The organism is Streptomyces sp. NPDC028711 (assembly GCF_055565415.1).
In genome coordinates, this window is the sequence record NZ_JBVHUJ010000003.1 from 496,881 (window position 1) to 517,026 (window position 20,146).

17 protein-coding genes and 2 pseudogenes are annotated in these 20,146 nt (G+C 71.0%); 9 read left to right on the forward strand and 10 right to left on the reverse strand.

Features of this window, described 5'->3' with window-relative positions:
* Nucleotides 1–30: 30 nt before the first annotated feature.
* From ACZ4VK_RS13295 to ACZ4VK_RS13310, 4 genes are all read right to left on the reverse strand, one after another.
* Complete coding sequence (locus ACZ4VK_RS13295) at nucleotides 31–1,437, reverse strand: glycoside hydrolase family 30 protein (protein WP_468351603.1); 1,407 nt, start codon at nucleotides 1,435–1,437, stop codon at nucleotides 31–33.
* Between the two features lie 45 nt (nucleotides 1,438–1,482).
* Nucleotides 1,483–2,313 carry a carbohydrate ABC transporter permease gene (locus ACZ4VK_RS13300; protein WP_468351605.1) on the reverse strand — a complete coding sequence of 277 codons (831 nt, stop codon included), beginning with the start codon at nucleotides 2,311–2,313 and terminating at the stop codon, nucleotides 1,483–1,485.
* Nucleotides 2,310–3,215, reverse strand: coding sequence for a carbohydrate ABC transporter permease (locus tag ACZ4VK_RS13305; protein ID WP_468352054.1), 906 nt, complete (start codon nucleotides 3,213–3,215; stop codon nucleotides 2,310–2,312). The genes ACZ4VK_RS13300 and ACZ4VK_RS13305 overlap by 4 nt, the downstream gene beginning before the upstream one ends.
* Nucleotides 3,216–3,315: 100 nt before the next feature.
* Complete coding sequence (locus ACZ4VK_RS13310) at nucleotides 3,316–4,608, reverse strand: extracellular solute-binding protein (RefSeq protein ID WP_468351608.1); 1,293 nt, start codon at nucleotides 4,606–4,608, stop codon at nucleotides 3,316–3,318.
* A 231-nt stretch (nucleotides 4,609–4,839) separates the two neighbouring features.
* On the opposite strand from ACZ4VK_RS13310, the gene ACZ4VK_RS13315 reads away from it, so the two are divergent.
* The gene (locus ACZ4VK_RS13315; protein ID WP_468351610.1) at nucleotides 4,840–5,853 is read left to right on the forward strand and encodes a LacI family DNA-binding transcriptional regulator; all 1,014 of its coding nucleotides are present in this window, start codon (nucleotides 4,840–4,842) and stop codon (nucleotides 5,851–5,853) included.
* Between the two features lie 557 nt (nucleotides 5,854–6,410).
* A complete protein-coding gene (locus tag ACZ4VK_RS13320) occupies nucleotides 6,411–7,853 on the forward strand; it encodes an endo-1,4-beta-xylanase (protein WP_468351612.1) in 1,443 nt (480 codons plus the stop codon).
* 269 nt (nucleotides 7,854–8,122) lie between these two features.
* Here ACZ4VK_RS13320 and ACZ4VK_RS13325 read toward each other — a convergent pair whose 3' ends face one another.
* A complete protein-coding gene (locus tag ACZ4VK_RS13325) occupies nucleotides 8,123–9,247 on the reverse strand; it encodes a YihY/virulence factor BrkB family protein (RefSeq protein ID WP_468351614.1) in 1,125 nt (374 codons plus the stop codon).
* Between the two features lie 17 nt (nucleotides 9,248–9,264).
* On the opposite strand from ACZ4VK_RS13325, the gene ACZ4VK_RS13330 reads away from it, so the two are divergent.
* Nucleotides 9,265–10,902 carry an acyl-CoA dehydrogenase family protein gene (locus tag ACZ4VK_RS13330; RefSeq protein WP_468351616.1) on the forward strand — a complete coding sequence of 546 codons (1,638 nt, stop codon included), beginning with the start codon at nucleotides 9,265–9,267 and terminating at the stop codon, nucleotides 10,900–10,902.
* 469 nt (nucleotides 10,903–11,371) lie between these two features.
* Entirely contained in the window at nucleotides 11,372–12,682 is a 1,311-nt protein-coding gene (locus ACZ4VK_RS13335) for a GAF domain-containing protein (protein WP_468351618.1), read from the forward strand.
* A 66-nt stretch (nucleotides 12,683–12,748) separates the two neighbouring features.
* Here ACZ4VK_RS13335 and ACZ4VK_RS13340 read toward each other — a convergent pair whose 3' ends face one another.
* From ACZ4VK_RS13340 to ACZ4VK_RS13360, 5 genes and pseudogenes are all read right to left on the reverse strand, one after another.
* Nucleotides 12,749–13,063 carry a beta-ketoacyl synthase N-terminal-like domain-containing protein gene (locus ACZ4VK_RS13340; RefSeq protein WP_468352056.1) on the reverse strand — a complete coding sequence of 105 codons (315 nt, stop codon included), beginning with the start codon at nucleotides 13,061–13,063 and terminating at the stop codon, nucleotides 12,749–12,751.
* 52 nt (nucleotides 13,064–13,115) lie between these two features.
* On the reverse strand, nucleotides 13,116–14,117 hold the full coding sequence (rfbB, locus tag ACZ4VK_RS13345) for a dTDP-glucose 4,6-dehydratase (RefSeq protein WP_468351620.1): 1,002 nt from the start codon (nucleotides 14,115–14,117) through the stop codon (nucleotides 13,116–13,118).
* Complete coding sequence (locus ACZ4VK_RS13350) at nucleotides 14,114–15,178, reverse strand: glucose-1-phosphate thymidylyltransferase (RefSeq protein ID WP_468351622.1); 1,065 nt, start codon at nucleotides 15,176–15,178, stop codon at nucleotides 14,114–14,116. Before ACZ4VK_RS13350 ends, rfbB begins: the two co-directional genes overlap by 4 nt.
* Nucleotides 15,175–15,558 (reverse strand): annotated as a pseudogene (locus tag ACZ4VK_RS13355) (DegT/DnrJ/EryC1/StrS family aminotransferase); the annotation flags it as partial. The gene ACZ4VK_RS13350 and the pseudogene ACZ4VK_RS13355, both read right to left, overlap by 4 nt.
* A gap of 133 nt (nucleotides 15,559–15,691) precedes the next feature.
* Complete coding sequence (locus ACZ4VK_RS13360) at nucleotides 15,692–16,333, reverse strand: TetR/AcrR family transcriptional regulator (protein WP_468351624.1); 642 nt, start codon at nucleotides 16,331–16,333, stop codon at nucleotides 15,692–15,694.
* A gap of 82 nt (nucleotides 16,334–16,415) precedes the next feature.
* Between ACZ4VK_RS13360 and ACZ4VK_RS13365 the strand changes: the two genes are divergently transcribed.
* The 5 genes and pseudogenes from ACZ4VK_RS13365 to ACZ4VK_RS13385 all read left to right on the forward strand — a co-directional run bounded on the left by ACZ4VK_RS13365 (nucleotide 16,416) and on the right by ACZ4VK_RS13385 (nucleotide 20,092).
* Nucleotides 16,416–17,396, forward strand: coding sequence for a zinc-binding dehydrogenase (locus ACZ4VK_RS13365; protein ID WP_468351626.1), 981 nt, complete (start codon nucleotides 16,416–16,418; stop codon nucleotides 17,394–17,396).
* Nucleotides 17,393–18,982 (forward strand): MFS transporter, encoded by a 1,590-nt coding sequence (locus tag ACZ4VK_RS13370; protein WP_468351628.1) that lies wholly within the window; start codon nucleotides 17,393–17,395, stop codon nucleotides 18,980–18,982. The genes ACZ4VK_RS13365 and ACZ4VK_RS13370 overlap by 4 nt, the downstream gene beginning before the upstream one ends.
* 14 nt (nucleotides 18,983–18,996) lie before the next feature.
* Nucleotides 18,997–19,218, forward strand: a pseudogene (locus tag ACZ4VK_RS13375) (DsbA family protein); the annotation flags it as partial.
* A gap of 79 nt (nucleotides 19,219–19,297) precedes the next feature.
* The gene (locus ACZ4VK_RS13380) at nucleotides 19,298–19,864 is read left to right on the forward strand and encodes a GNAT family N-acetyltransferase (RefSeq protein WP_468351630.1); all 567 of its coding nucleotides are present in this window, start codon (nucleotides 19,298–19,300) and stop codon (nucleotides 19,862–19,864) included.
* Between the two features lie 144 nt (nucleotides 19,865–20,008).
* The gene (locus ACZ4VK_RS13385) at nucleotides 20,009–20,092 is read left to right on the forward strand and encodes a putative leader peptide (protein WP_310591794.1); all 84 of its coding nucleotides are present in this window, start codon (nucleotides 20,009–20,011) and stop codon (nucleotides 20,090–20,092) included.
* Nucleotides 20,093–20,146 lie beyond the last annotated feature (54 nt).

The window sequence follows — 20,146 nt, forward strand, 5'->3', positions numbered from 1 at the left end:
CCGGGCGGTTCGGTGGTTCGGCCGGGCGGTTCAGTCGTCGGACAGGCCCTGGTCGAGGACGATCGTGGTCAGCGCGCGCGGGGCGAGTTTCGCGGTGAGGGTCGTGCCGTGCGTGGAGGCGATGTCGGCCGGGGTGATCGAGCGGGTCTCGTCGGTGACGTAGCCCTCGGGGTGCCGGTCGTGCCCGCCGCGAAGGGAGAACGCGGCGGAGCTCTCGGTGGCCGAGGTGTTGAGGATCTCGATGACGCGGCTGCCGTCGCTGTTGCGGAAGGCCGTGATCCGCAGGGCCGGGTCGGCGTTCGTGACCGGCACGCGGACGGCACCGGGGCGGATGAACCGGCTGAAGGCGGCAAGGGCCCAGTACCGCTTGGACACCCGGTAGTCGTCGCCGGGGTTGGCGAGCTGGATGAGCCCCCGGGTCGCGCCGAGGGACGCGCCGGTCCAGTAGACGTAGGCACTGGCGTTGCCGACGGTCAGGGTGTTCTGGATGTCGGCCGCGACGGTGAGTCCGTCGTAGCCGCTGCCGTCGTCCCAGTTCTCGTTCCAGGTGGTGCCGTCCGGCGACCATTCCGACATCCACACCCGCTTGTCGGTCGGCTGCGGGACGGAGGTCGGCCCGCTGTAGCGGTGGCCGCTGATGGTCCGCACGGCCTTGCCGGCCACGGGGTCCGCCTCGATGGCCTCGGTGTAGGCGACCTGCCGGTCCCAGCCGGCGGCGTCGCAGCAGACGAGGCCGGTCTTCAGTCCGGACGCGCGGACGGTCGGCCCGAGCACCTTGAGGAAGTCGACGGCCTGCTGCGGGGTGAACCGCATCGAGGCGTAGGTCGCCGTCCAGTCGGGTTCGTTGGTGAACCCCAGGTCGGTGATCCTGATGCCCTCGCGCTGGTAGAACTTGGCGTACTGGACGAGGTAGTTCGCGTAGGCCTGACGCCATTCGGGCCGTAGCTCGCCGCCGTCGTTCTCGCTGCCGTTGGTCTTCATGAAGGCCGGGGCGCTCCAGGCGTCGGCGAAGAACCGTTTGACCCCGTACGCCTTGGCCTCCTTGGCGAGCCAGACCTGGCCGCCGTCCCAGCCGTCCCAGACATACGTCGGCTTGGCGTCGGGACCGCCGGGATCGGCCGGCAGGATCGTCGGCATGTGGTCGTAGACCCGGTCGGTCGACGAGCCGATGCCCAGGCGCAGGATCGAGAGGCCCGCGCCCTTGTCCTTGCTGAGCAGCAGGTCGAGCACCTCGCGCTGCTTGGCCGGGCTGAGGCCGCGGGCGCCGTGGAGCAGGTCGGCCCGCTGGAAGGCCATCGAGAAGCCGAAACCGTCGATGGGCTGGAGTTCGGCGCGGAAGTCGATGGTGGGGCGCGCGGGGGCGGCGGCAGGTCGCGCGGGGTCGGCCGCGGCCTGCGATGTGAGCGCTAACAATAGGACGGCTGTCAGTGCGGTCATGCGTTTCACAAGGTCTCCTCGGGAAGGGAGGTCACGCGGAACGGGTCAGCCCTTGGTGGCGCCGGCGGTGAGGCCGCCGATCAACTGCCGTTCGGCGACGGCGTAGAAGGCGAGGGCGGGGATCATGGCGAGCACGATGTACGCGAGGACGAGCGCGTAGTCGGTCGAGTACTGGCCCTGGAACTGCTGGACACCGACCGGGATCGTCTGCCATTTCGGGTCGTTGAACACAAGGAGCGGCAGGAAGAAGTTGTTCCAGCTCGTGACGATCGCCAGGACCGAGACCGTTCCGAGTGCCGGACGCGCCATGGGCAGCAGGATCTTCCAGAAGAAGCGGAACTTGCCGCAGCCGTCCACGATGGCGGCCTCCTCGATCTCCGCCGGAATGGTCCGGAAGAAACCGCGCAGGATGATGATCGTCATGGGGAGTCCGAAAGCCGCCTGCGGGAGGATCACCCCGAGCGGATTGTCGAGCAGGTCGAAGGTGCGCAGCATGAGGAAGAGCGGCAGGACGGCCACCGCGAACGGGAACATCAGCCCGATCGTGAACAGCGTGTAGAACAACTCCCTGCCCCGGAAGGCGTAGCGGGCGAGTACGAACGCCGCCATCGCGGCGGCCGCCACCGTGCAGAAGGTCGTGCCGATCGCGATGCCCGCGCTGTTGGCGATCTGCCGCCAGAACATCCCGTCGCCGAGGATGCCGGTGTAGTTGCCGGTCTTCCACTGCCGCGGCAGCCCGAACGGGTTGGTCGTCAGCTCGCCGGTGCTCTTGAACCCGGAGATCACCGCGTAGATCAGCGGCACGACGACGAACGCGCCGATCAGCCAGATCACGGCGTGCAGCGAGATTCCGCGTGCCGTCCCGCGGGCGTTCATCGGCCACCTCCTGTGGTGACGGCCCCGCTCAGGTCACGGCGGAGCACGTACCGCTGGTAGAAGAGGGAGAAGACCATGCTGATCATGAACAGCACCACGCTGATCGCACTGGCGTAGCCGACCTGGTACCGCTTGAACCCGAACTGGAACATCGAGATCGCCATCGTCTCGGAGGAGTGGTTGGGTCCGCCCGCGGTCATGACCCAGACGAGGTCGAAGAGCTGGATGGAGCCGATGACCGAAAGGAAGACGCTGATCCTGATCGTCGGGCCGAGCAGCGGCAGCGTCACGTGCCGGAAGCGCTGCCAGGCGCCGGCGCCGTCGATGGAGGCGGCCTCGAGGACCTCGGCCGGGATGCTCTGCAGGCCGGCGAGGAAGAGCATCATGTGGAAGCCGAAGTACTTCCAGATCATGACCACGAACAGGGTCGGCATGACCGTCGAGGGATCGGCGAGCCACCTGCCCTGCAAGCCCTCGAGACCGAGGAGGCCGACGAGATGGTCGGCCATGCCGTCGCCCGGCAGGAAGATCATCGTGAAGAGGACCGCCGTGACGACCTCGGACAGGATGTACGGCGCGAAGAACAGCATCCGGTAGACGGCCCGGCCGCGCAGCCGCTGGTTGAGCAGGACCGCGGTGAAGAGCGCGAACGGCAACTGCACCGTGACCGACAGGACGATCAGGTAGAGCCCGCGTCCCAGATCGCCGAGGAAGACCTGGTCGTCGAAGAGTCTGGTGTAGTTCCCGAAGCCGACGAAGTCGTCCAGGGGGCCGATCCCGCCCCACTTGAAGAAGCCGGTGTAGACGGCGACGACGATCGGGGCGAGGACGAAGACGAGGAAGAGGACCAGGGCCGGGACGAGGAACCAGGCGACCGACGCCCAGCTGCCCCACCCGCGCAGGAGCGACCGGGCCGGAGCGGGCGGGCGCACGGGGACGGCGTCCTCCGGCCGATCCTCGGTCGGACCTTCGGCCGGGCCCTTGGCCGGGGTCGCCACGGAGTTAGGCACCCTTCGCAGCCTCGGTGATCGACGCGGTGACCTGCTCGGGCGTCTTCTTGCCCGCGATGAGGTCGGCGACGCTGTCGTTGACCTCCTGGCCGACCGCCGGCGGGTAGGCCTGGTCGAGGAAGAGCTGGAAGCCCGTCGCCTTCACCAGGCTGTCGGCCACCACCTTCTTGTTGGCGTCGGTGAGCTCTCTCTCCGCTCCCTTGACCACCGGCAGGTAGCCGTTGGAGGCAAGGAGCTTGGACTGGTTCTCCAGGACGAAGAACTTCAGGAAGTCCAGTGCCTCCTTGGGGGCGCCCTTGCGCAGGGCGAAGCCGCCGCCCCCGCCGAACACCTCGGTGGCCCGGCCGGCGCCGCCGTCCACTGTCGGGAAGGGGAAGAAGCCCAGGTCCGCACCGAGGTCGGCGCCCGCGTCCTTCTGCACCGACGGCGCCCACTGGCCCATCAGCTCCATGGCGGCCTTGCCGTTGCCCATGGTCGCGGCCTGGCCGCCGGGGGTGGCGTAGCCGGCGCCGAGGAAGGCCGTCTGGAAGGGCTGGAGGTCGACCAGCTCCTTGAGGTGGGCGCCTGCCTGGACGAAGCCGTCGCCGGTGAAGTCCTTGGTGGTCGCGGCCTCCTGCAGCGCGGGGAGGCCGGCGACGCGCATCGCGAGGTAGGCCCAGTAGTAGTGGCCCGGCCACTTCTCCTTGCCCGCGAGGGCGATCGGCGTGACGCCCGCGGCCTTGAGCTTCCGGACGTCTTCGAGGAGTTCGGCCCAGGTGGCCGGCGGAGCGGTGATCCCGGCCTTGGCGAAGAGCTTCTTGTTGTACCAGAAGCCGACCATGCCGATGTCGTAGGGCACCCCGTACGTCCGGCCCCCGAGCTGGTAGGCGCCGAGGGAGACCGGGGTGAGGTCGGACGACCAGTCGAACGCCTCGGTGAGGTCCTCGACGAGACCCGCGTCGACCTGCTGCTGGAGCACACCGCCGCCCCAGGTCTGGAAGACGTCGGGGAGCTTTCCCGAAGAAGTGGTGGCGGTCAGCTTGGACTTGAACGCCTCGTTCTCCAACGAGGTCGTCTTGATGACGATGTTCGGGTGGGCGGACATGAACGCCGAGGAGATCTCCGGGAAGAGGGACCTGCCCGGCTCCGTCGTGGCGATGTTCCACCACGCGAACGTCACCTTCCCGTCAGCAGTCGGCGTGCCGCCGGAATCGTCAACTCCGCAGGCCGTGGCCATGGAGACGGACAGTGCGGTCAAGCCCGTGAGCGCCAGGAAGCTTCGTCGGCTCGGGGGAGTGCTGGCCATGGGACCTCCGGGGGTGGGGAATGCCGGTTCGCGCCCGAAAATGTTTCGAAATACTCTCGAATTCTGTGCTGCCACAAACTAGGAACGGGAGGCTTCTCGGTCAAGACCTGTTGCAGATTTACTTGAGAACAGCGGCTGTTCACAGGGTTGACAAGGGCATCACGGCGACCAGAAACTCTTCGAAAGTTTGCGATACATGTCGCCGGACGGCGGCCGCGCAGAGGAGAGAAGTTGAGCGAGCAGCGTCCGACCCTGGCCGTCATCGCCGCGGAGGCGGGGGTCTCGCAGGCCACCGTGTCCAAGGTGATCAACGGCCGCTCCGATGTCGCACCCTCGACGCGGGAACGCATCGAGGGGCTGCTGCGGTCGCACAACTACCTCCAGCCGGGCAGGCACGGCAGGGCGCGCAGATCGGGCCTCGTCGACCTGATCATCGGAGGCCTGGACAGCGCGTGGGCGGTGGAGATACTGCGCGGCGTCGAGGCCGAGTGCGCCCCGCGGAGCGTCGGCACCGTCGTGTCGCTCGTCCCGCCGGGCGAGGCCACGCCGTCGAGCTGGGCCGCACTGCCGGTCCTGCACCACAGCGACGGCGTCATCCTCGTCACCACCTCGGTCACGCAGGCCCAGCGCGACCAGGTCGAGCGGGCGGGGGTGGCGCTCGTCGTCATCGACCCGATCGACCTGCCGGGCAACGGTGTGCCGAGCATCGGAGCGACCAACTGGGCGGGCGGCCTCGCCGCCACCGAGCACCTGCTCGAACTGGGGCACCGCCGGATCGCGGCGATCGGCGGGCGCAAGGACATGCTCTGCAGCCAGGCCCGCATCGACGGGTACCGGGCCGCGCTCGAGCGGGCCGGGATCGAGGTGGACCGCGACCTCATCCGGTTCGGCGACTTCCAGCACGAGGGCGGGTTCCTGCGCGCCCAGGAACTGCTCGCCCTGCCGGAGCCGCCGACCGCCGTCTTCGCCGGCAGCGACCAGCAGGCGATGGGCGTCTACGAAGCCGCCCGGCAGGCCGGACTGAGCATCCCGCGGGACCTCAGCGTGGTCGGCTTCGACGACCTGCCGATGTGCGACTGGCTGTCACCTCCGCTGACGACGGTGCGTCAGCCGCTGGAGGAGATGGGCCGGCTCGCCGCCCGCACCCTGTTCCAGCTTCTGGAGGACCAGCCCCTGGTCAGCCCCCGGATGGAGCTCTCGACCGAACTCAAGGTCCGGCTCTCCACCGCCCCGCCCCGCCCCTAGGGGGCTCTCTTGACCGGCCGGTGGCGTGATCCCGTACTCCCCGGGTTCCGGCCCGACCCGCGCCCTCGCGCGGCCTGTTCGCGCCGACGGTCCGGCACCATGACGGGGTCTTCCCTCTCGTCTGCACGCTGATGGACGGCCCCGGCCATGTCGTCGTCACGGCGACCGACCCGGCGGGACCGTGGTCGGAACCGCACTGGCTGGAGGGAACCCCGCGGCAGGTGGCTCGACCTCACGTATCCACGCCGGCAGGACCGGTGGCCGACCGCTCATCGAAATTATTTCGGTGAGAGACGCGTGCGATAAACCCGCTATTCGGTCCGCTCCGAGCGCATGAATCTCGAAAGCCTTTCGAAACTCTTGACATGTATCTGCCGTGTTTCCAGACTGAATCCCGAGGCGGCGTCACCCCTCTGCCCGAGTGCCGGGTGCCGGTCCTCGAAACATCACGCCCTGATGGTGCGCGCCCTTTCGCTCAATGGACGCGGACGCCGCCGACGCGGATTCATTCCGCCGCGCTCACATCCTTCCGTGATTTCTCCCCTGGAGGTTCAGTCATGCGCTCACGCGCCATTCCCCCAACCACCGTCCGCCGGAAGATCGGCGGCCTGTGTGCGGCGCTGATCGTCGGCGTCCTCGGTTCGGCCACCGTGCTCGTGGCGCCGCTGACCTCACACGCCGCCGAGAACACGCTCGGCAGCGCGGCGGCGCAGAGCGGCCGCTACTTCGGCACCGCCATCGCCTCGGGCCGGCTGGGCGACTCGGCGTACACGACGATCGCGAACCGCGAGTTCAACTCGGTGACGGCCGAGAACGAGATGAAGATCGACGCCACCGAACCCCAGCAGGGGCAGTTCAACTTCGCCGCCGGTGACCGCGTCTACAACTGGGCGGTGCAGAACGGCAAGCAGGTGCGCGGCCACACCCTGGCCTGGCACTCCCAGCAGCCCGGCTGGATGCAGAGCCTCAGCGGCAGCGCGCTGCGCCAGGCGATGATCAACCACATCAACGGCGTGATGGCCCACTACAAGGGCAAGATCGTCCAGTGGGACGTCGTGAACGAGGCCTTCGTCGACGGCACCTCGGGGGCCCGGCGCGACTCCAACCTGCAGCGCACCGGCAACGACTGGATCGAGGTCGCCTTCCGCGCCGCACGCGCCGCCGACCCGGCCGCCAAGCTCTGCTACAACGACTACAACGTCGAGAACTGGACCTGGGCCAAGACCCAGGCCATGTACGCCATGGTCCGGGACTTCAAGCAGCGCGGCGTGCCCATCGACTGCGTCGGCTTCCAGTCGCACTTCAACAACGACAGCCCGTACAACAGCAACTTCCGCACCACCCTGCAGAACTTCGCCGCCCTCGGCGTCGACGTGGCCATCACCGAACTCGACATCCAGGGCGCCTCGGGCACGACCTACGCCAACGTGACCAACGACTGCCTGGCCGTCCCGCGCTGCGTCGGCATCACCGTCTGGGGTGTGCGCGACACGGACTCCTGGCGAGCGGAGCACACACCGCTGCTGTTCAACGGCGACGGCAGCAAGAAGCCCGCCTACACCTCCGTCCTCAACGCGCTCAACGCCGTCTCCCCCACGCCCACCCCGCCCCCGTCCTCCGGTGCCGGACAGATCAAGGGCGTCGCCTCGGGCCGCTGCCTGGACGTGCCGAGCTCCAGCACCACCGACGGCACCCAGCTCCAGCTGTGGGACTGCAACAACCGCACCAACCAGCAGTGGACCCACACCGCCGCGGGTGAGCTCAGGGTCTACGGCGACAAGTGCCTGGACGCCGCCGGCACCGCCAACGGCGCCAAGGTGCAGATCTACAGCTGCTGGGGTGGCGACAACCAGAAGTGGCGCCTCAACTCCGACGGATCCATCGTCGGCGTCCAGTCCGGCCTCTGCCTCGACGCCGCGGGCAACGGCACCGCGAACGGCACCCTGATCCAGCTCTACTCCTGCTGGAACGGCGCCAACCAGCACTGGACCCGCACCTGACCCGCGGCGACGGCGGCCGTGAGAACGGCCGCCGTCGTCATCTTCGCAGAGGCCGTTCGAGGCCGGATGAAACACGAGTCGGATCCGCCCCGATGTCGCCGGTGCCGGTGAAATTCCGATGCCCGGCGCAAGCGAAGGGACGGAAACTCCCGCCCCCATTCCGGACGGCACTCGCGCGCTCTTCCACGCGGGGAAAGGCGCGCCACCGGTGTGACAGCCGGAAATTGTCGTCATCCCCACGGCGCGGGACACCGCCTCCGCCGTATGGCTCAGTCCTTCTCCCAGCCCGAGTGGAGGCGGGCCTTGACGTCGTCCGGGGGCAGGAACCTGGACCAGCGTTCGGGGAACTCGGAGGGCATGTCGGGGTCGTCCTCGTCGACGTCCTCCTCCTCGGCCCGCACGCGTGCCACGAGCTCCGCGGCCTGGACGGCGCGGGCCCGTTCGTTGGCCTCGCGGGCCGCGGCCGTGGCGACGGAGGGCCACACGCGGTCGATGGCGGCGTTCACGGCGGCGCCGACCAGGACGGCGAAGGCCGAGATGCCGATCCAGAGGAGGACGGCGATGGGGGCCGCGAGGGAGCCGTAGATCGTCGGGCCCTCGACCTGGCTGGTGAGGTAGATGCGCAGCAGGAAGCTGCCGAGGACCCACATGCCGAGTGCGACGAGGGCGCCGGGGATGTCCTCGATCCACGGCGATCTGACGGGCACGGACACGTGGTAGAGCGTGGTGAGGAAGGCGATGGAGAGCAGGATGACGGCCGGCCAGTAGAGGACGGCGACGACCTCCGTGCCGAAGGGGACGAGCTCGACGACCCGGTCGGGGCCGACGACCGCGAGGGGCAGCACGACGGCTCCGATGAGGAGGGCCACGAGGTAGAGCAGGAAGGCGAGGAGCCGGGTCTTCACGATGCCGCGGTGGCCGTCGAGGCCGTACATGACGGTGATGGTGTCGATGAAGACGTTCACGGCGCGCGAGCCGGACCAGAGGGCGATGGCGAAGCCGAGGGAGATCAGGTCGGCGCGTTTGCCCTGGGTCACGTCGTCCAGGATCGGTTTCGCGATGTCGTCGACGCCCCGGTCGGAGAGGACCGTTCCGGCGGCGCGGAGGATGTTCTCCTGGATGCTCGCGACGGTGTCCGTGTTCGTCCAGTCGTCGGCGTAGCCGAGGAGGGCGATCAGACCGAGGAGCAGCGGCGGCAGGGACAGCAGGGTGAAGAACGCGGCCTCGGCGGCGAGGCCGAGGATCCGGTACTCGATGCACGAGTTGACGGTGTCCTTGAGGAGCAGCCAGACCATCTTCCGCTTCGAGACGTTGCGGTAGAGGACGCGCGCACGGTGGAGCCTGCTCCAGGGCCGCCGCTCGGGCCGTTCGGGTGTTTCGCTTGCTGCCTGCACCTGCTTACCGTATCGGCATGACAGCGACCACCCACACCGTGACCAACCAGGCTCCGCCCCTGGTCGGGCATGACGTCTTCGACAGCGACCGGGTGCTGGCGGAGGCGGTCGAGCGGCATCTCGCGCCGGAGCTCCTCGACGAGGCCCGCGGCGACCTCGGTGTCCTCGGCAAGGCGGCCGGTTCGGGGCAGATGGCGAAGTGGGGCGAGCGGGCGAACGCGAACCCGCCGCGGCTCCTCACCCACGACCGGTACGGCCACCGGATCGACGAGGTCGAGTTCGATCCGGCCTGGCACCGGCTCCTCGGCAAGTCGGTGGGTGCGGGGCTCACCGACGCGTGGGGCCGTCCGGGTGGACATGTGCGACGGGCCGCCGGGTTCTTCGTGGTGTCCCAGGTGGAGGCGGGGCACGGCTGCCCGCTGTCGATGACGCACGCCGCGGTGCCCGCGCTGCGCGCCGAGCCGGAGCTCGCGGAGGTCTGGGAGCCCGCGGCGACCTCCCATGTGTACGAGTGGGGGCTCCGTCCGGTCGCCGAGAAGGCCGGGGTCCTGCTCGGGATGGGCATGACGGAGAAGCAGGGCGGCAGCGACGTCCGGACGAACACGACGGAGGCGCGCCCGCTCGCGGCCGAAGGGGAGTACGTCCTCACCGGGCACAAGTGGTTCTGCTCGGCGCCGATGTCCGACGCCTTCCTCGTCCTGGCGCAGGCCCCGGGGGGTCTCACCTGCTTCCTGGTGCCGCGGGTGCTCGCGGACGGCTCGCGGAACGCGTTCGCGCTCCAGCGCCTCAAGGACAAACTGGGCAACCGTTCGAACGCCTCCGCCGAGGTGGAGTTCGACGGGACGACCTGGGCGCGCCGGGTCGGCGAGGAGGGGCGGGGGCTGCGCTCGATCATGGGCATGGTGGCGGCGACCCGGCTGGACTGCGTCCTCGGCTCCGCCGCGCTGATGCGGCAGGCGGTGGCACAGGCCGTGCACCACTGCGCGTACCGCAGGGCCTTCGGCGGGCTGCTCATCGAGAAGCCGCTGATGCGGAACGTGCTGGCCGATCTCGCACTGGAGTCGGAGGCGGCGACGGTCCTGGGGATGCGGCTCGCGGCGGCCTGCGACGCCGACACACCGGAGGAGCGGGCCCTGCTCCGTATCGCCGTTCCGGCGGCGAAGTACTGGGTGACGAAGCGGTGCACGCCGATGGTGGCGGAGGCGCTGGAGTGCCTGGGCGGCAACGGGTACGTGGAGGAGTCGGGGATGCCCCGGCTGCTGCGGGAGTCTCCGCTCAACTCTGTCTGGGAGGGCTCGGGGAACGTCCAGGCGCTCGACCTGGTCCGGGTGCTGCGGACCGAGCCCGCCGCCCTCGACGCGTTCCTGCGCGAGGTGGGGGCGGCTCGGGGCGCGGACCACCGGCTCGACCGGGCGATCCGGGGACTCCTGGTGGAGCTGGCGGACATGGAGGGCATCGAGGCGCGGGCGCGGCGGCTCACGGAACGGCTCGCGCTGGTCCTGCAGGGCGCGCTGCTCGTGCGGTGGGCGCCGCCGGAGGTCGCGGACGCGTTCTGCGCGGCGCGCCTTGGCGGGGACGGCGGGGCGGCCTTCGGAACACTGCCGCACACCCTGGACCTGCGGACGGTGGTGGAGCGGGCGCGGGTGGAGATCTGAGGGCGGGGCCGGGCCCGGGGGCTGGCTCGGGGGCTGGCCCGGGGGCAGCCGGCCCGCCGAGGTCGTCGTCGCCGGCGTCACGGCCGCGACGGGCGACCGCGACGCGGAGCCCTCCGGAAGCCGGGAAGCTTCGGCCGGGCCTGCGGACGCCCGAGACCGACAGCCGGGGCGCCTCGTACCCCCTAGGCTGCCAAGCCGTGCGGCGGGGCGCCGTCGCGCGCGTACCAGGGGGCCTCAGGGGGTCGCCGCGCAGCGGAGGAGCGGGGGTGGTGCTGCGCCGACACGGCACCACCCACCGCTCGCACCACCTTCGCCCAGGGGGCCGGTGGCCGACCAGAGTTGCAAAGGGTTGCAGGATTACCCGAACCGGGCCTCGCCGGGCGGTCCCGAACGGCACGATGGGCACCGACACTCCGGACATCTGCCCTGTGCAGAACCGATACAGCACCCGGGTGGCTGGGAGAGACCGATGAACAACACGCAGCTCGACATGAAGCGCCTCGCCGCCATGGACGCCGCCCAGGCCACCCGGCTGCTCCACCGGGTGCGCGAGGCGATCCTGGCCGGCCGTACGCCCCCGATCGCGCCCCGTCCGGTGATCGACGCCTCCTGGCAGCGGATGGCCCGGCTCGGGCTCGACCCCGACCAGGGCACGAACAGTGTGCTGCTCCAGCGGGACGAACTGGAGGAGCGGCGGCGGTCGACGCTCCTCTCGGAGGTCATGCAGACGCTGAGCGGCGGACTCGCCGGCATCGCCGACACCTCGCTCCAGATCATGGTCGTCACCGACGAGCACGGCCGCGTGCTGTGGCGGCAGGGGAACACGGCGGTGATGCGGCAGGCCAACGGCATCTGTCTGGAGGAGGGCGCGGCCTGGACCGAGCACACCACCGGCACCAACGCGGTCGGCACGGCCCTCGCCATGGGCCGGGCGGTGCAGGTGCACTCCGCCGAGCACTACGTCCACACCCTCCACAACTGGACCTGCGCCGCCGCTCCCGTGCACGACCCGCGCGACCGCCGGCTGCTCGGCATCGTGGACGTGAGCGGCCCCGCGTCCACCTTCCATCCGGCGATGCTGGCCCTGGTCGACTCGGTGGCGCAGCTCGCCGAGGCCGAGATGCGGGAGCGGCACCGGAGGTCGGTCGAGCGGCTGCGGGCGGTGGCCGCGCCGATCCTGTGCCGGGTGGGCGGGCGGGCCGTCGCGGTGGACACCCACGGCTGGACGGCGGCGGTGACCGGGCTCGCGCCCGTGGACCGGATCCCGCTGCCGAAGTCGTTCCGTTCCGGCCGGCTGTGGCTGCCCTCGCTCGGGGTGTGCGCGGTGGAGCCGCTGCCGGGGGGCTGGCTGCTGCGGGTCGAGGAGGAGACGCGGGCCACGGAGCCGGGGGCGGAGGCGGCGAGCCGGGTGGTCCTCGATCTGCGCCGGCCGCGCCGCTGGACGGTGTCCGTCTCGGGGGCGGCGGGCAGTTGGCAGCAGGAGCTGAGCCCCCGCCACGCGGAGCTCCTCTATGTGCTCGCGGCGCACCCGGACGGGCGGACGGCGGCGGAGCTGGCGGAGGACGTGTTCGGTGACCGTACGCGCACGGTGACCGTACGGGCGGAGATGTCCCGGGTACGCCGGAACCTGGCCGGTGTCCTGGCGCACCGCCCGTACCGCTTCCGGGAGGAGGTCGCGGTGGAGGTCCTGCGCCCGGAACTGCCGGCGGACCTGCTGCCCCACTCCCTGGCACCGGCGGTACGGTCGGCCCGGCCGGGCCCGCCCGCGCAGGGCTCGTAGGGTCTCCCAACGGCGGGGCACACGCGCCTGAAGGCCCGGTCGTGTGACCGGGCCTTCGGGCGGGCGTCAAGGTGGCGCTGTCACGCGTGGCAGTCCGGGAGGCGGCCGTGAAAGGCGACCATCTCGCCCAAGACCCCGGCCACGTCCAGCGGACCGGCCGCCGGCCCGGGTGTCGAAGGGCAGGTAGGCCCGGTCCGGGTCGTCGCTGTCGCTGACCAGCCCGCCGGACAGGTGCGCGGCCCAGCCCCAGGGGTCGAGGGCCGAGCCGACGCCGCCGGTGACGACGAGCGGGGTGCCGAGCCGGCGGGACCTCCGGGCGTGGCCCAGCGCGTCCAGGCCGCCCGCCTGTTCGGCGACCAGCGCGGCTCCGGGGCCGCGCAGCTTGTGCCGGGCCGGGGCCCTGGCGTCCGGTGCGTGGTGTCCGCACGGCCGGTCACGGGCCGTCCACCGGGCCGGGGCCGGTCCGCTCGCGGTGTTTCACCCGCTTCCACCACTGCGGGTTCTCGCGGTACCAGGTGACCGTGGCCTCCAGGCCCTCGTCGAAGGGGACGAGGGGCTCGTAGCCGAGCTGTTCGCGGATCTTGCTGTCGTCCAGGGCGTAGCGCAGGTCGTGGCCCTTGCGGTCGGCGACCCGCCGGATCATGGACTCGTCGGCGCCGCACAGTTCGAGGAGCCGCCGGGTGAGGTCCAGATTGGTGGTCTCGTTGCCGCCGCCGACGTTGTAGATCTCGCCCGCGCCGCCGTGGGCGAGGACGAGCTGCACCGCCCGGCAGTGGTCGTCGACGTGCAGCCATTCGCGGATGTTGCGGCCGTCCCCGTAGAGCGGCAGGGGGACGCCCTCCAGGAGGTTGGTGACGAACAGCGGGACGAGTTTCTCGGGGTGCTGGTAGGGGCCGTAGTTGTTCGAGCAGCGGGTGATGGAGACGCCGAGCCGGTGGGTGCGCCAGTAGGAGCGGGCCACCAGGTCGGCCCCCGCCTTCGAGGCGGCGTACGGGGAGTTGGGCAGCAGGGGCCGGCTCTCCGTCCAGGAGCCCGTCTCGATCGATCCGTACACCTCGTCGGTCGAGACGTGGACGACCCGCTCGACTCCGGTCTCCACGCAGGCGTCGAGGACCGTCTGGGTGCCGCCCACGTTGGTGCGGACGAACTCGGCCGCGGACTCCACCGAGCGGTCGACGTGGGACTCGGCCGCGAAGTGGACCAGTGCGTCGTGGCCGGGGAACACGTCGAGCAGGAGGGGGAGATCGCAGACGTCGCCGTGGACGAAGTCCAGGCGGGGATGGTCGGCCGGGAGGTTCTCCCGGTTGCCGGCGTAGCTGAGTTTGTCGACGACGGTGATCCGCGCGTCCTCGTAGCCGGGGTAGCCTCCCGCCAGCATGGTGCGCACGTAGTGGCTGCCGATGAAGCCGGCGCCGCCGGTGACGAGCAGTCTCATGCCGCCACCTCGATGTGGGTGTGGTCGCCGATCACGAGGCGGTGGCCGTCACCCTCGGCTCCCGTTCCGATGACGGCGTTACGGCCGATCAGCGAGCCGCGCAGACCGGTCACCGCGGTGATGGAGGCGCCGTCCATGACGATGGAGTCGGTGAGGGTCGTGTCGCGCAGCCGGCAGTCGCGGCCGATCGAGGTGTGGGGTCCCACCGTGCTGTTCGCGATCTCGGTGCCGGCTCCGATGACGGCCGGCCCGGTGACGGTGGAGCCCACCAGACGGGCGCCGGCCTCGATCACGACGCGGCCGGTCACCACGCTGGCCGCGTCGACCTCGCCGTCGATCCGCGTGGTCTGTTCGCCGAGCATCGCCCGGTTGCAGGCGAGGACCTCCTCGGCCCGTCCGGTGTCCTTCCAGTAACCGTCGTACTCGCTCGCGGTGACGCGGGAGCCGTGGGTGACGAGCCACTGGACGGCGTCGGTGATCTCCAGTTCGCCGCGCGCTCCGGGTTCGATGGCGGCGACGGCGTCGTGGATGGCGGCGGTGAAGAAGTACACACCGATGAGCGCCAGGTCGCTCCGGGGGTGTTCGGGCTTCTCCACGAGCCGCAGCACACTGCCGTCGGGGGCGAGTTCGGCCACCCCGAACGCACGGGGATCGCGCACCTTGTGGACGACGACCTGGGCGTCGGGCCGGTCGACGGCGAAGTCGGCGGCGATGCCGGCGATGCCGCCGGGGAGCATGTTGTCGCCGAGGTACATCACGAAGTCGTCGTCGCCGAGGAAGGGCCGGGCGAGGGCCACACAGTGGGCGAGGCCGAGCGGCTTCTCCTGGGGGATCAGGGTGACGCGCAGTCCCAGGTGGGCCCCGTCGCCGATGACGTGGGCGATCTCCTCGGCCCAGTCGCCGACGATGACGCCGACCTCGGTGACGCCCACCGCCCGGACGTTCTCGAGGACGTGCTGGAGCACGGGCTTGTTGGCGATGGGGATGAGCTGCTTGGGCATCGAGTAGCTGAAGGGGCGCAGACGGGTGCCCGCTCCGCCGGACAGCACCAGGGCCTTCATGACCGGATCCCCTCGGTGAGAACCTCCCGCAGGGCGGAGATCACCTTGTCCTGGACGTCCTCGGAGAGCGAGGGGTACATCGGGAGGGAGAAGATCTCGCCGGCCAGCCGCTCGGTCACGGGCAGCGAGCCCTCGCCGTACCCGAGGTGCCGGAAGCCGCTCATCGTGTGCACCGGCCAGGGGTAGCTGATGTTCAGCGAGATGCCGTAGCCCTTCAGCCGCTCGATGATCTCGTCGCGGCGGGGGTGGCGGACCACGTAGACGTAGGGGACGTGGTCGTTGCCGTCGTTGACGCGGGGAAGCCGGAGCTCGCCCCGTCCGACGAGGTCCGCCAGGCCCTCCTCGTAGCGGCGGGCGACCGCGCGGCGTCCCTCGACGTAGCTGACGTAGGTGGTCATGGTGACCCTTCTGCGAGTGGTGGTCCGGAAGGGGACCGGCCGCTGGTGCGGTCGTCGGCGGGCCGCGGCGAGGCTCCGCCGGGCGTCGCCCGGCGGCCCGGCCCCCGCCGTCGCCCTACCAGCGTTCGGCGAGGAGGTCGGGGCCGGGCGGGGTGCCCGGCAGCGGGTCGTGGCCGGCCCGCAGCCCGTCGAGGGCGATGGCGATGACGCGGTGACGGGCGTTGCTCGCCGCCCCCGCGAGGTCTGTCCTGCCCTGCCCCTCGAACTGCTCGACCAGCGAGGACTTCCCGAGCTGCTCGATGAGCAGGGAGATGTCCACGGTCGTGGCGTCCGCCCGCAGCACCCCCGCCTCGTGGGCCCGCGCCACCAGCGCCCGCGTCAGCTCGTCGGACCTGGTGAACTTCTCGGCCATCTCGTCGGTGACCCGGATCGTGCCGGCCAGCGGCCCGAGCGCGCCGCCGCTGAACTCGATGGCGGCGGTGACGTAGTGGACGAGCCCCTCCCAGGGGTCGTCCTGGGCGAGCCCCTCCTCCGCCGCCTGGATCCACTGTCCGAGCGACAGCGCGCACAGGTGCTGGAACAGCTCCTCCTTGGTGCGGTACCGCCGGTAGAGGCTGGCGATGCCGACACCCGCGCGGGCGGCGATCGCCGCCACGGACGTATGGGCGCCGTCAACGGCGAGAACCTTCTTGGCGGCCTCCAGGAGGGCGCGGTCGTTGCGTTCGGCTTCTGCGTACCGGGGTGCTCGTCGGGCCATGCGCCCACTGTAGCCACTTGCGAAGCGAATCGCTCCGTTATACATTCCAAACGAAGTGAAGCCATCCGTTTGGAGGGGCGCCGTGCTGTCCGTAGTGATGGAGGAGTTCGGAGGACCGGAGGTCCTGCGGGCTCGACGTGTCGAGGATCCGGTGCCGGGACCTGGTCAGTTACTTGTCGACGTGGCGTACGCGAGCGTCACCTTCGTCGAGACGCAGGTGCGCTCGGGCAACGGCCCCTTCGGCCGTCCCCCTCTCCCCCGCGTGCCGGGCAACGGCGTGGGCGGCCGCGTCGTCGCCGTCGGACCGGGCACGGACCCCGCCCTGGTCGGTACGACCGTGGTCACCACGACCGGCGGCGAGGGCGGCTACGCCGAACGCGCTCTCGCCCGGGCCGACGAGGTGGTGCCTGTTCCGCCCGGCCTCGACCTCAAGGACGCGGTCGCGCTGCTGGCCGACGGCCGCACGGCGCTCCTGCTGTTCCGGCAGGCGGAGGTCAAGCCGGGCGAGAAGGTCCTCGTGGAGGCCGCGGCCGGCGGTGTCGGCAGCCTCCTCGTGCAGCTGGCCGTACACGCCGGCGCCCGTGTCATCGGAGCCGCGCGCGGCGAACGCAAGGCCGAGCTGGTCGTCTCGCTCGGCGCCGCCTACGTCGACTACTCGCGGGAGCAGTGGCTCCGCCGGGTCCGGGACGCGGCCGGCGGCGACCTCGACGTCGTCTTCGACGGAGTGGGCGGCGCGATCGGCACCGCGGCGGCGGGCGCCCTGGGCGCCGGGGGACGCATCAGCCTCTACGGCATGGCGAGCGGCGCGGACGCCGAGCTCGAGGAGGACGACCTCGCCGCCCGGCGGATCCGTACCCTCGGGCTCTTCGCCGCACCGGGCCCCGCCGAGACCCGCGCCTACATCGGTGAGGCCCTGCGGCTGGCGGCGGACGGCGTGCTGCGGCCGGTCGTCGGCCAGATCTTCCCGCTCGCCTCCGCGGCCGAGGCACACGCCGCCATCGAGGCACGGGCCACCGTCGGCAAGACCCTGCTCGCCGTCGGCGACCCGGACTCCGGCCGATGAGCGCCGCGCCCCGCGTCCCGCCGGAGCGGGCCGGCGCGAAGGAATGGACCGCGCTCGCGGTCCTCGGGGTTCCGGCCGTCCTCGTCATGATGAACATGTCGGTGCTCTACCTGGCGCTCCCGACACTCAGCCGGGACCTGGACCCCAGCGGCCCCCAACTGCTGTGGATCACGGACATCTACGGCTTCATGGTCGCCGGCGCCCTGATCACCATGGGCACGCTCGGCGACCGGATCGGGCACCGCCGGATCCTCCTCGCCGGGGCGGTCGCGTTCACCGGCGCCTCGGTCTTCGCCGCGTACGCGGACAGCGCCGGCATGCTCATCACCGCACGGGCGATCCAGGGCGTCGCCGCGGCCTCCCTCGCGCCCTCCTCGCTCTCCGTGATCCGCGACCGCTTCCGCGATCCCGGGCAGCGGACCCTCGCCATCACCATCTGGATGATGAGCTTCATGGGCGGCGGGGCGCTCGGTCCGCTCGTCGGCGGTGTCCTCCTGCAGTACTTCTGGTGGGGTTCGGTCTTCCTGGTCGCCGTACCGACCATGCTGGTCCTGCTCCTCACCGTCCCGTTCCTGGTACCGGAGTTCCGCTCGGCCGGGTCCGGGCGGCTCGACCTCGTCAGCGTCGCGATGTCCCTGACGGCCCCGCTCGTGATCGTGTACGGGATCAAGAGCCTCGCCGCGGACGGCGTCGGTGTCTCCTCGCTGGGCTTCATCGCCGCCGGTCTGGTCATCGGCGCGGTCTTCGTACGGCGCCAGCGGCGGCTCGACACCCCGCTGCTCGACCTGTCCCTCTTCCGGGTCCCCGCGTTCGCGGTCTCGGCCGGAGGAATGATCGTGGTCGGGATGCTCCTCTTCGGGACGAGCCTCCTCACCTCGCAGTACCTGCAACTGGTGCTGGGCTTCGAGCCGCTGGAGGCGGGCCTGTGGCAGCTGCCGACCGCCGTGGGCGGCACGGTGGTGGCCCTGTGGGCCTCCGGTCTCGCCGCCCGTTTCCAGCCCGCCGTGCTGATGAGCGCGGGCGCCGCCTTCGCCGTCCTCGGGCCGGTCATGCTCACCCAGGTCGACGGCGGTCCCGGCTTCGTGGTGGCCGGCTCGCTGCTGCTCTTCGCCGGACTCACGCCGTTCATGGCCCTGGGCACCGGCCTGGTCGTGGGCTCCGCACCGGCCGAACGGGCCGGCGCCGCCTCGGCCATCTCCGAGACGGGCGCGGAACTCGGCGGCGCGCTGGGCATCGCCACCCTGGGCAGCGTCGCCACCGCCGTCTACGGCGGCTACCTGGCCGACCATCTGCCCCGGGGCCTGCCGACGGAGCTGGCCGGCCCCGTCGGCGAGACGCTGCCCGCGGCCCTGGAGGCCGCTCGACAGCTCCCCGGGGCACTGGGCACCGCGCTGGCCGACACGGCCCGCGCCGGGTTCACCCACAGCCTGCACGTGCACGCACTCATCCTGATCCCGCTGCTCCTTGCCCTCTCCGCGCTCACGCTCACGCTGCGGCGGCGCGGCGGGGAGCCGGCGGAGAAGGAGGAGAAGGACCGGACGTCCCCCGACGACCGAGCCGCCGCTCCCGCTCCGGTCGCCGACTGAAAGGAGACCTGCTCATGCGGGTCGAGGTGTACTTCGACATCCTGTGCCCCTGGTGCTACATCGGGAAGAGGAGACTGGCGACCGCGCTCGCCGGACGCGAGGACGTGGACGTCGTCTGGCGCAGCTTCGAGCTCGATCCGGAGGGCAGCCCGACGGCGGGTCCGACGGCGGCCGAGGTCATCGCCCAGTACCAGAGCACTCCCGAGCGGGCCGCCGCGCGGGTGCGCCACATCCAGGCACTCGGCGAGGCCGAGGGACTGCGGCTCACCGTGACCCCGGTCGCCGCGCCGCACGGGCTCGTGATGCGATGGCTCCATGCGCATCACACTCACCACCTGGTCCCTCGAGCAGACCTCGCCGTCCGATCTCCGCCCCTCCCCCGCCCCCGAGGGTGGCGAGATCACGATCGCGCGGGCCGAGGTCCCCTCACCGGAGTTCAGCCGCTTCCTCTATACGGCGGTCGGCGGCGACATCCGCTGGGCCGACCGGCTGTCGCTGACCTACAAGCAGTGGCAGGAGATCGTCGAGAAGCCGGGCGCCGAGATCTGGGTGGCGTACGACAAGGGGACGCCGGCGGGGTACGTGGAGTTGGACCCGCAGGACGACGGTGCCGTGGAGATCGTCTACTTCGGCCTGATCCCGGCGTTCCGGGGGCGCCGGATCGGCGGCCACCTCCTCTCGTACGGGGTGGCCCGCGCCTGGGACCTGGCCGAGCGCTGGCCGGAGCGGGAGGCGACGAAGCGGGTGTGGCTGCACACCTGCTCCCTCGACGGTCCGCACGCGATGGCCAACTACGAGCGGCGGGGCTTCCGGCTCTTCGACACGAAGGTGGAGGAGGTCGAGGAGACCGAGGCCCCCGGCCCGTGGCCCGGCGCCCACTGAGCCGACGACAAAGAACCGTGAAGGGGCCCTGATCAGGGCCCCTTTTGCGTGACCCGCACCACACCGTCTCGCAAAGCGAGACGACTATGTCCGCATTCTGGACGATGCTGGACTGGGTCCAAAGTCCCGTGACACGCTTCCGTCATGTCTGGAACTGGAATTGCCTTGGTGAGTCGGCGGCACGTCGACCTCGGCCGCATGTCCAGCGCCATCTGTCCGGCGCGCTGAGAGAACCAGCACCGCCGCGATCACATTTCAGCACGACTCTGCCCCGCCCTGCTG

Excerpts from the sequence above, each read along its gene's own strand:
- ACZ4VK_RS13295 (WP_468351603.1), bottom strand. The coding sequence starts at position 1,437 with ATGACCGCACTGACAGCCGTCCTATTGTTAGCGCTCACATCGCAGGCC.
- ACZ4VK_RS13300 (WP_468351605.1), bottom strand. The coding sequence starts at position 2,313 with ATGAACGCCCGCGGGACGGCACGCGGAATCTCGCTGCACGCCGTGATC.
- ACZ4VK_RS13310 (WP_468351608.1), bottom strand. The coding sequence starts at position 4,608 with ATGGCCAGCACTCCCCCGAGCCGACGAAGCTTCCTGGCGCTCACGGGC.
- ACZ4VK_RS13320 (WP_468351612.1), top strand. The coding sequence starts at position 6,411 with ATGCGCTCACGCGCCATTCCCCCAACCACCGTCCGCCGGAAGATCGGC.
- ACZ4VK_RS13330 (WP_468351616.1), top strand. The coding sequence starts at position 9,265 with ATGACAGCGACCACCCACACCGTGACCAACCAGGCTCCGCCCCTGGTC.
- ACZ4VK_RS13335 (WP_468351618.1), top strand. The coding sequence starts at position 11,372 with ATGAACAACACGCAGCTCGACATGAAGCGCCTCGCCGCCATGGACGCC.
- rfbB (WP_468351620.1), bottom strand. The coding sequence starts at position 14,117 with ATGAGACTGCTCGTCACCGGCGGCGCCGGCTTCATCGGCAGCCACTAC.
- ACZ4VK_RS13350 (WP_468351622.1), bottom strand. The coding sequence starts at position 15,178 with ATGAAGGCCCTGGTGCTGTCCGGCGGAGCGGGCACCCGTCTGCGCCCC.
- ACZ4VK_RS13360 (WP_468351624.1), bottom strand. The coding sequence starts at position 16,333 with ATGGCCCGACGAGCACCCCGGTACGCAGAAGCCGAACGCAACGACCGC.
- ACZ4VK_RS13370 (WP_468351628.1), top strand. The coding sequence starts at position 17,393 with ATGAGCGCCGCGCCCCGCGTCCCGCCGGAGCGGGCCGGCGCGAAGGAA.
- ACZ4VK_RS13380 (WP_468351630.1), top strand. The coding sequence starts at position 19,298 with ATGCGCATCACACTCACCACCTGGTCCCTCGAGCAGACCTCGCCGTCC.
- ACZ4VK_RS13385 (WP_310591794.1), top strand. The coding sequence starts at position 20,009 with ATGTCTGGAACTGGAATTGCCTTGGTGAGTCGGCGGCACGTCGACCTC.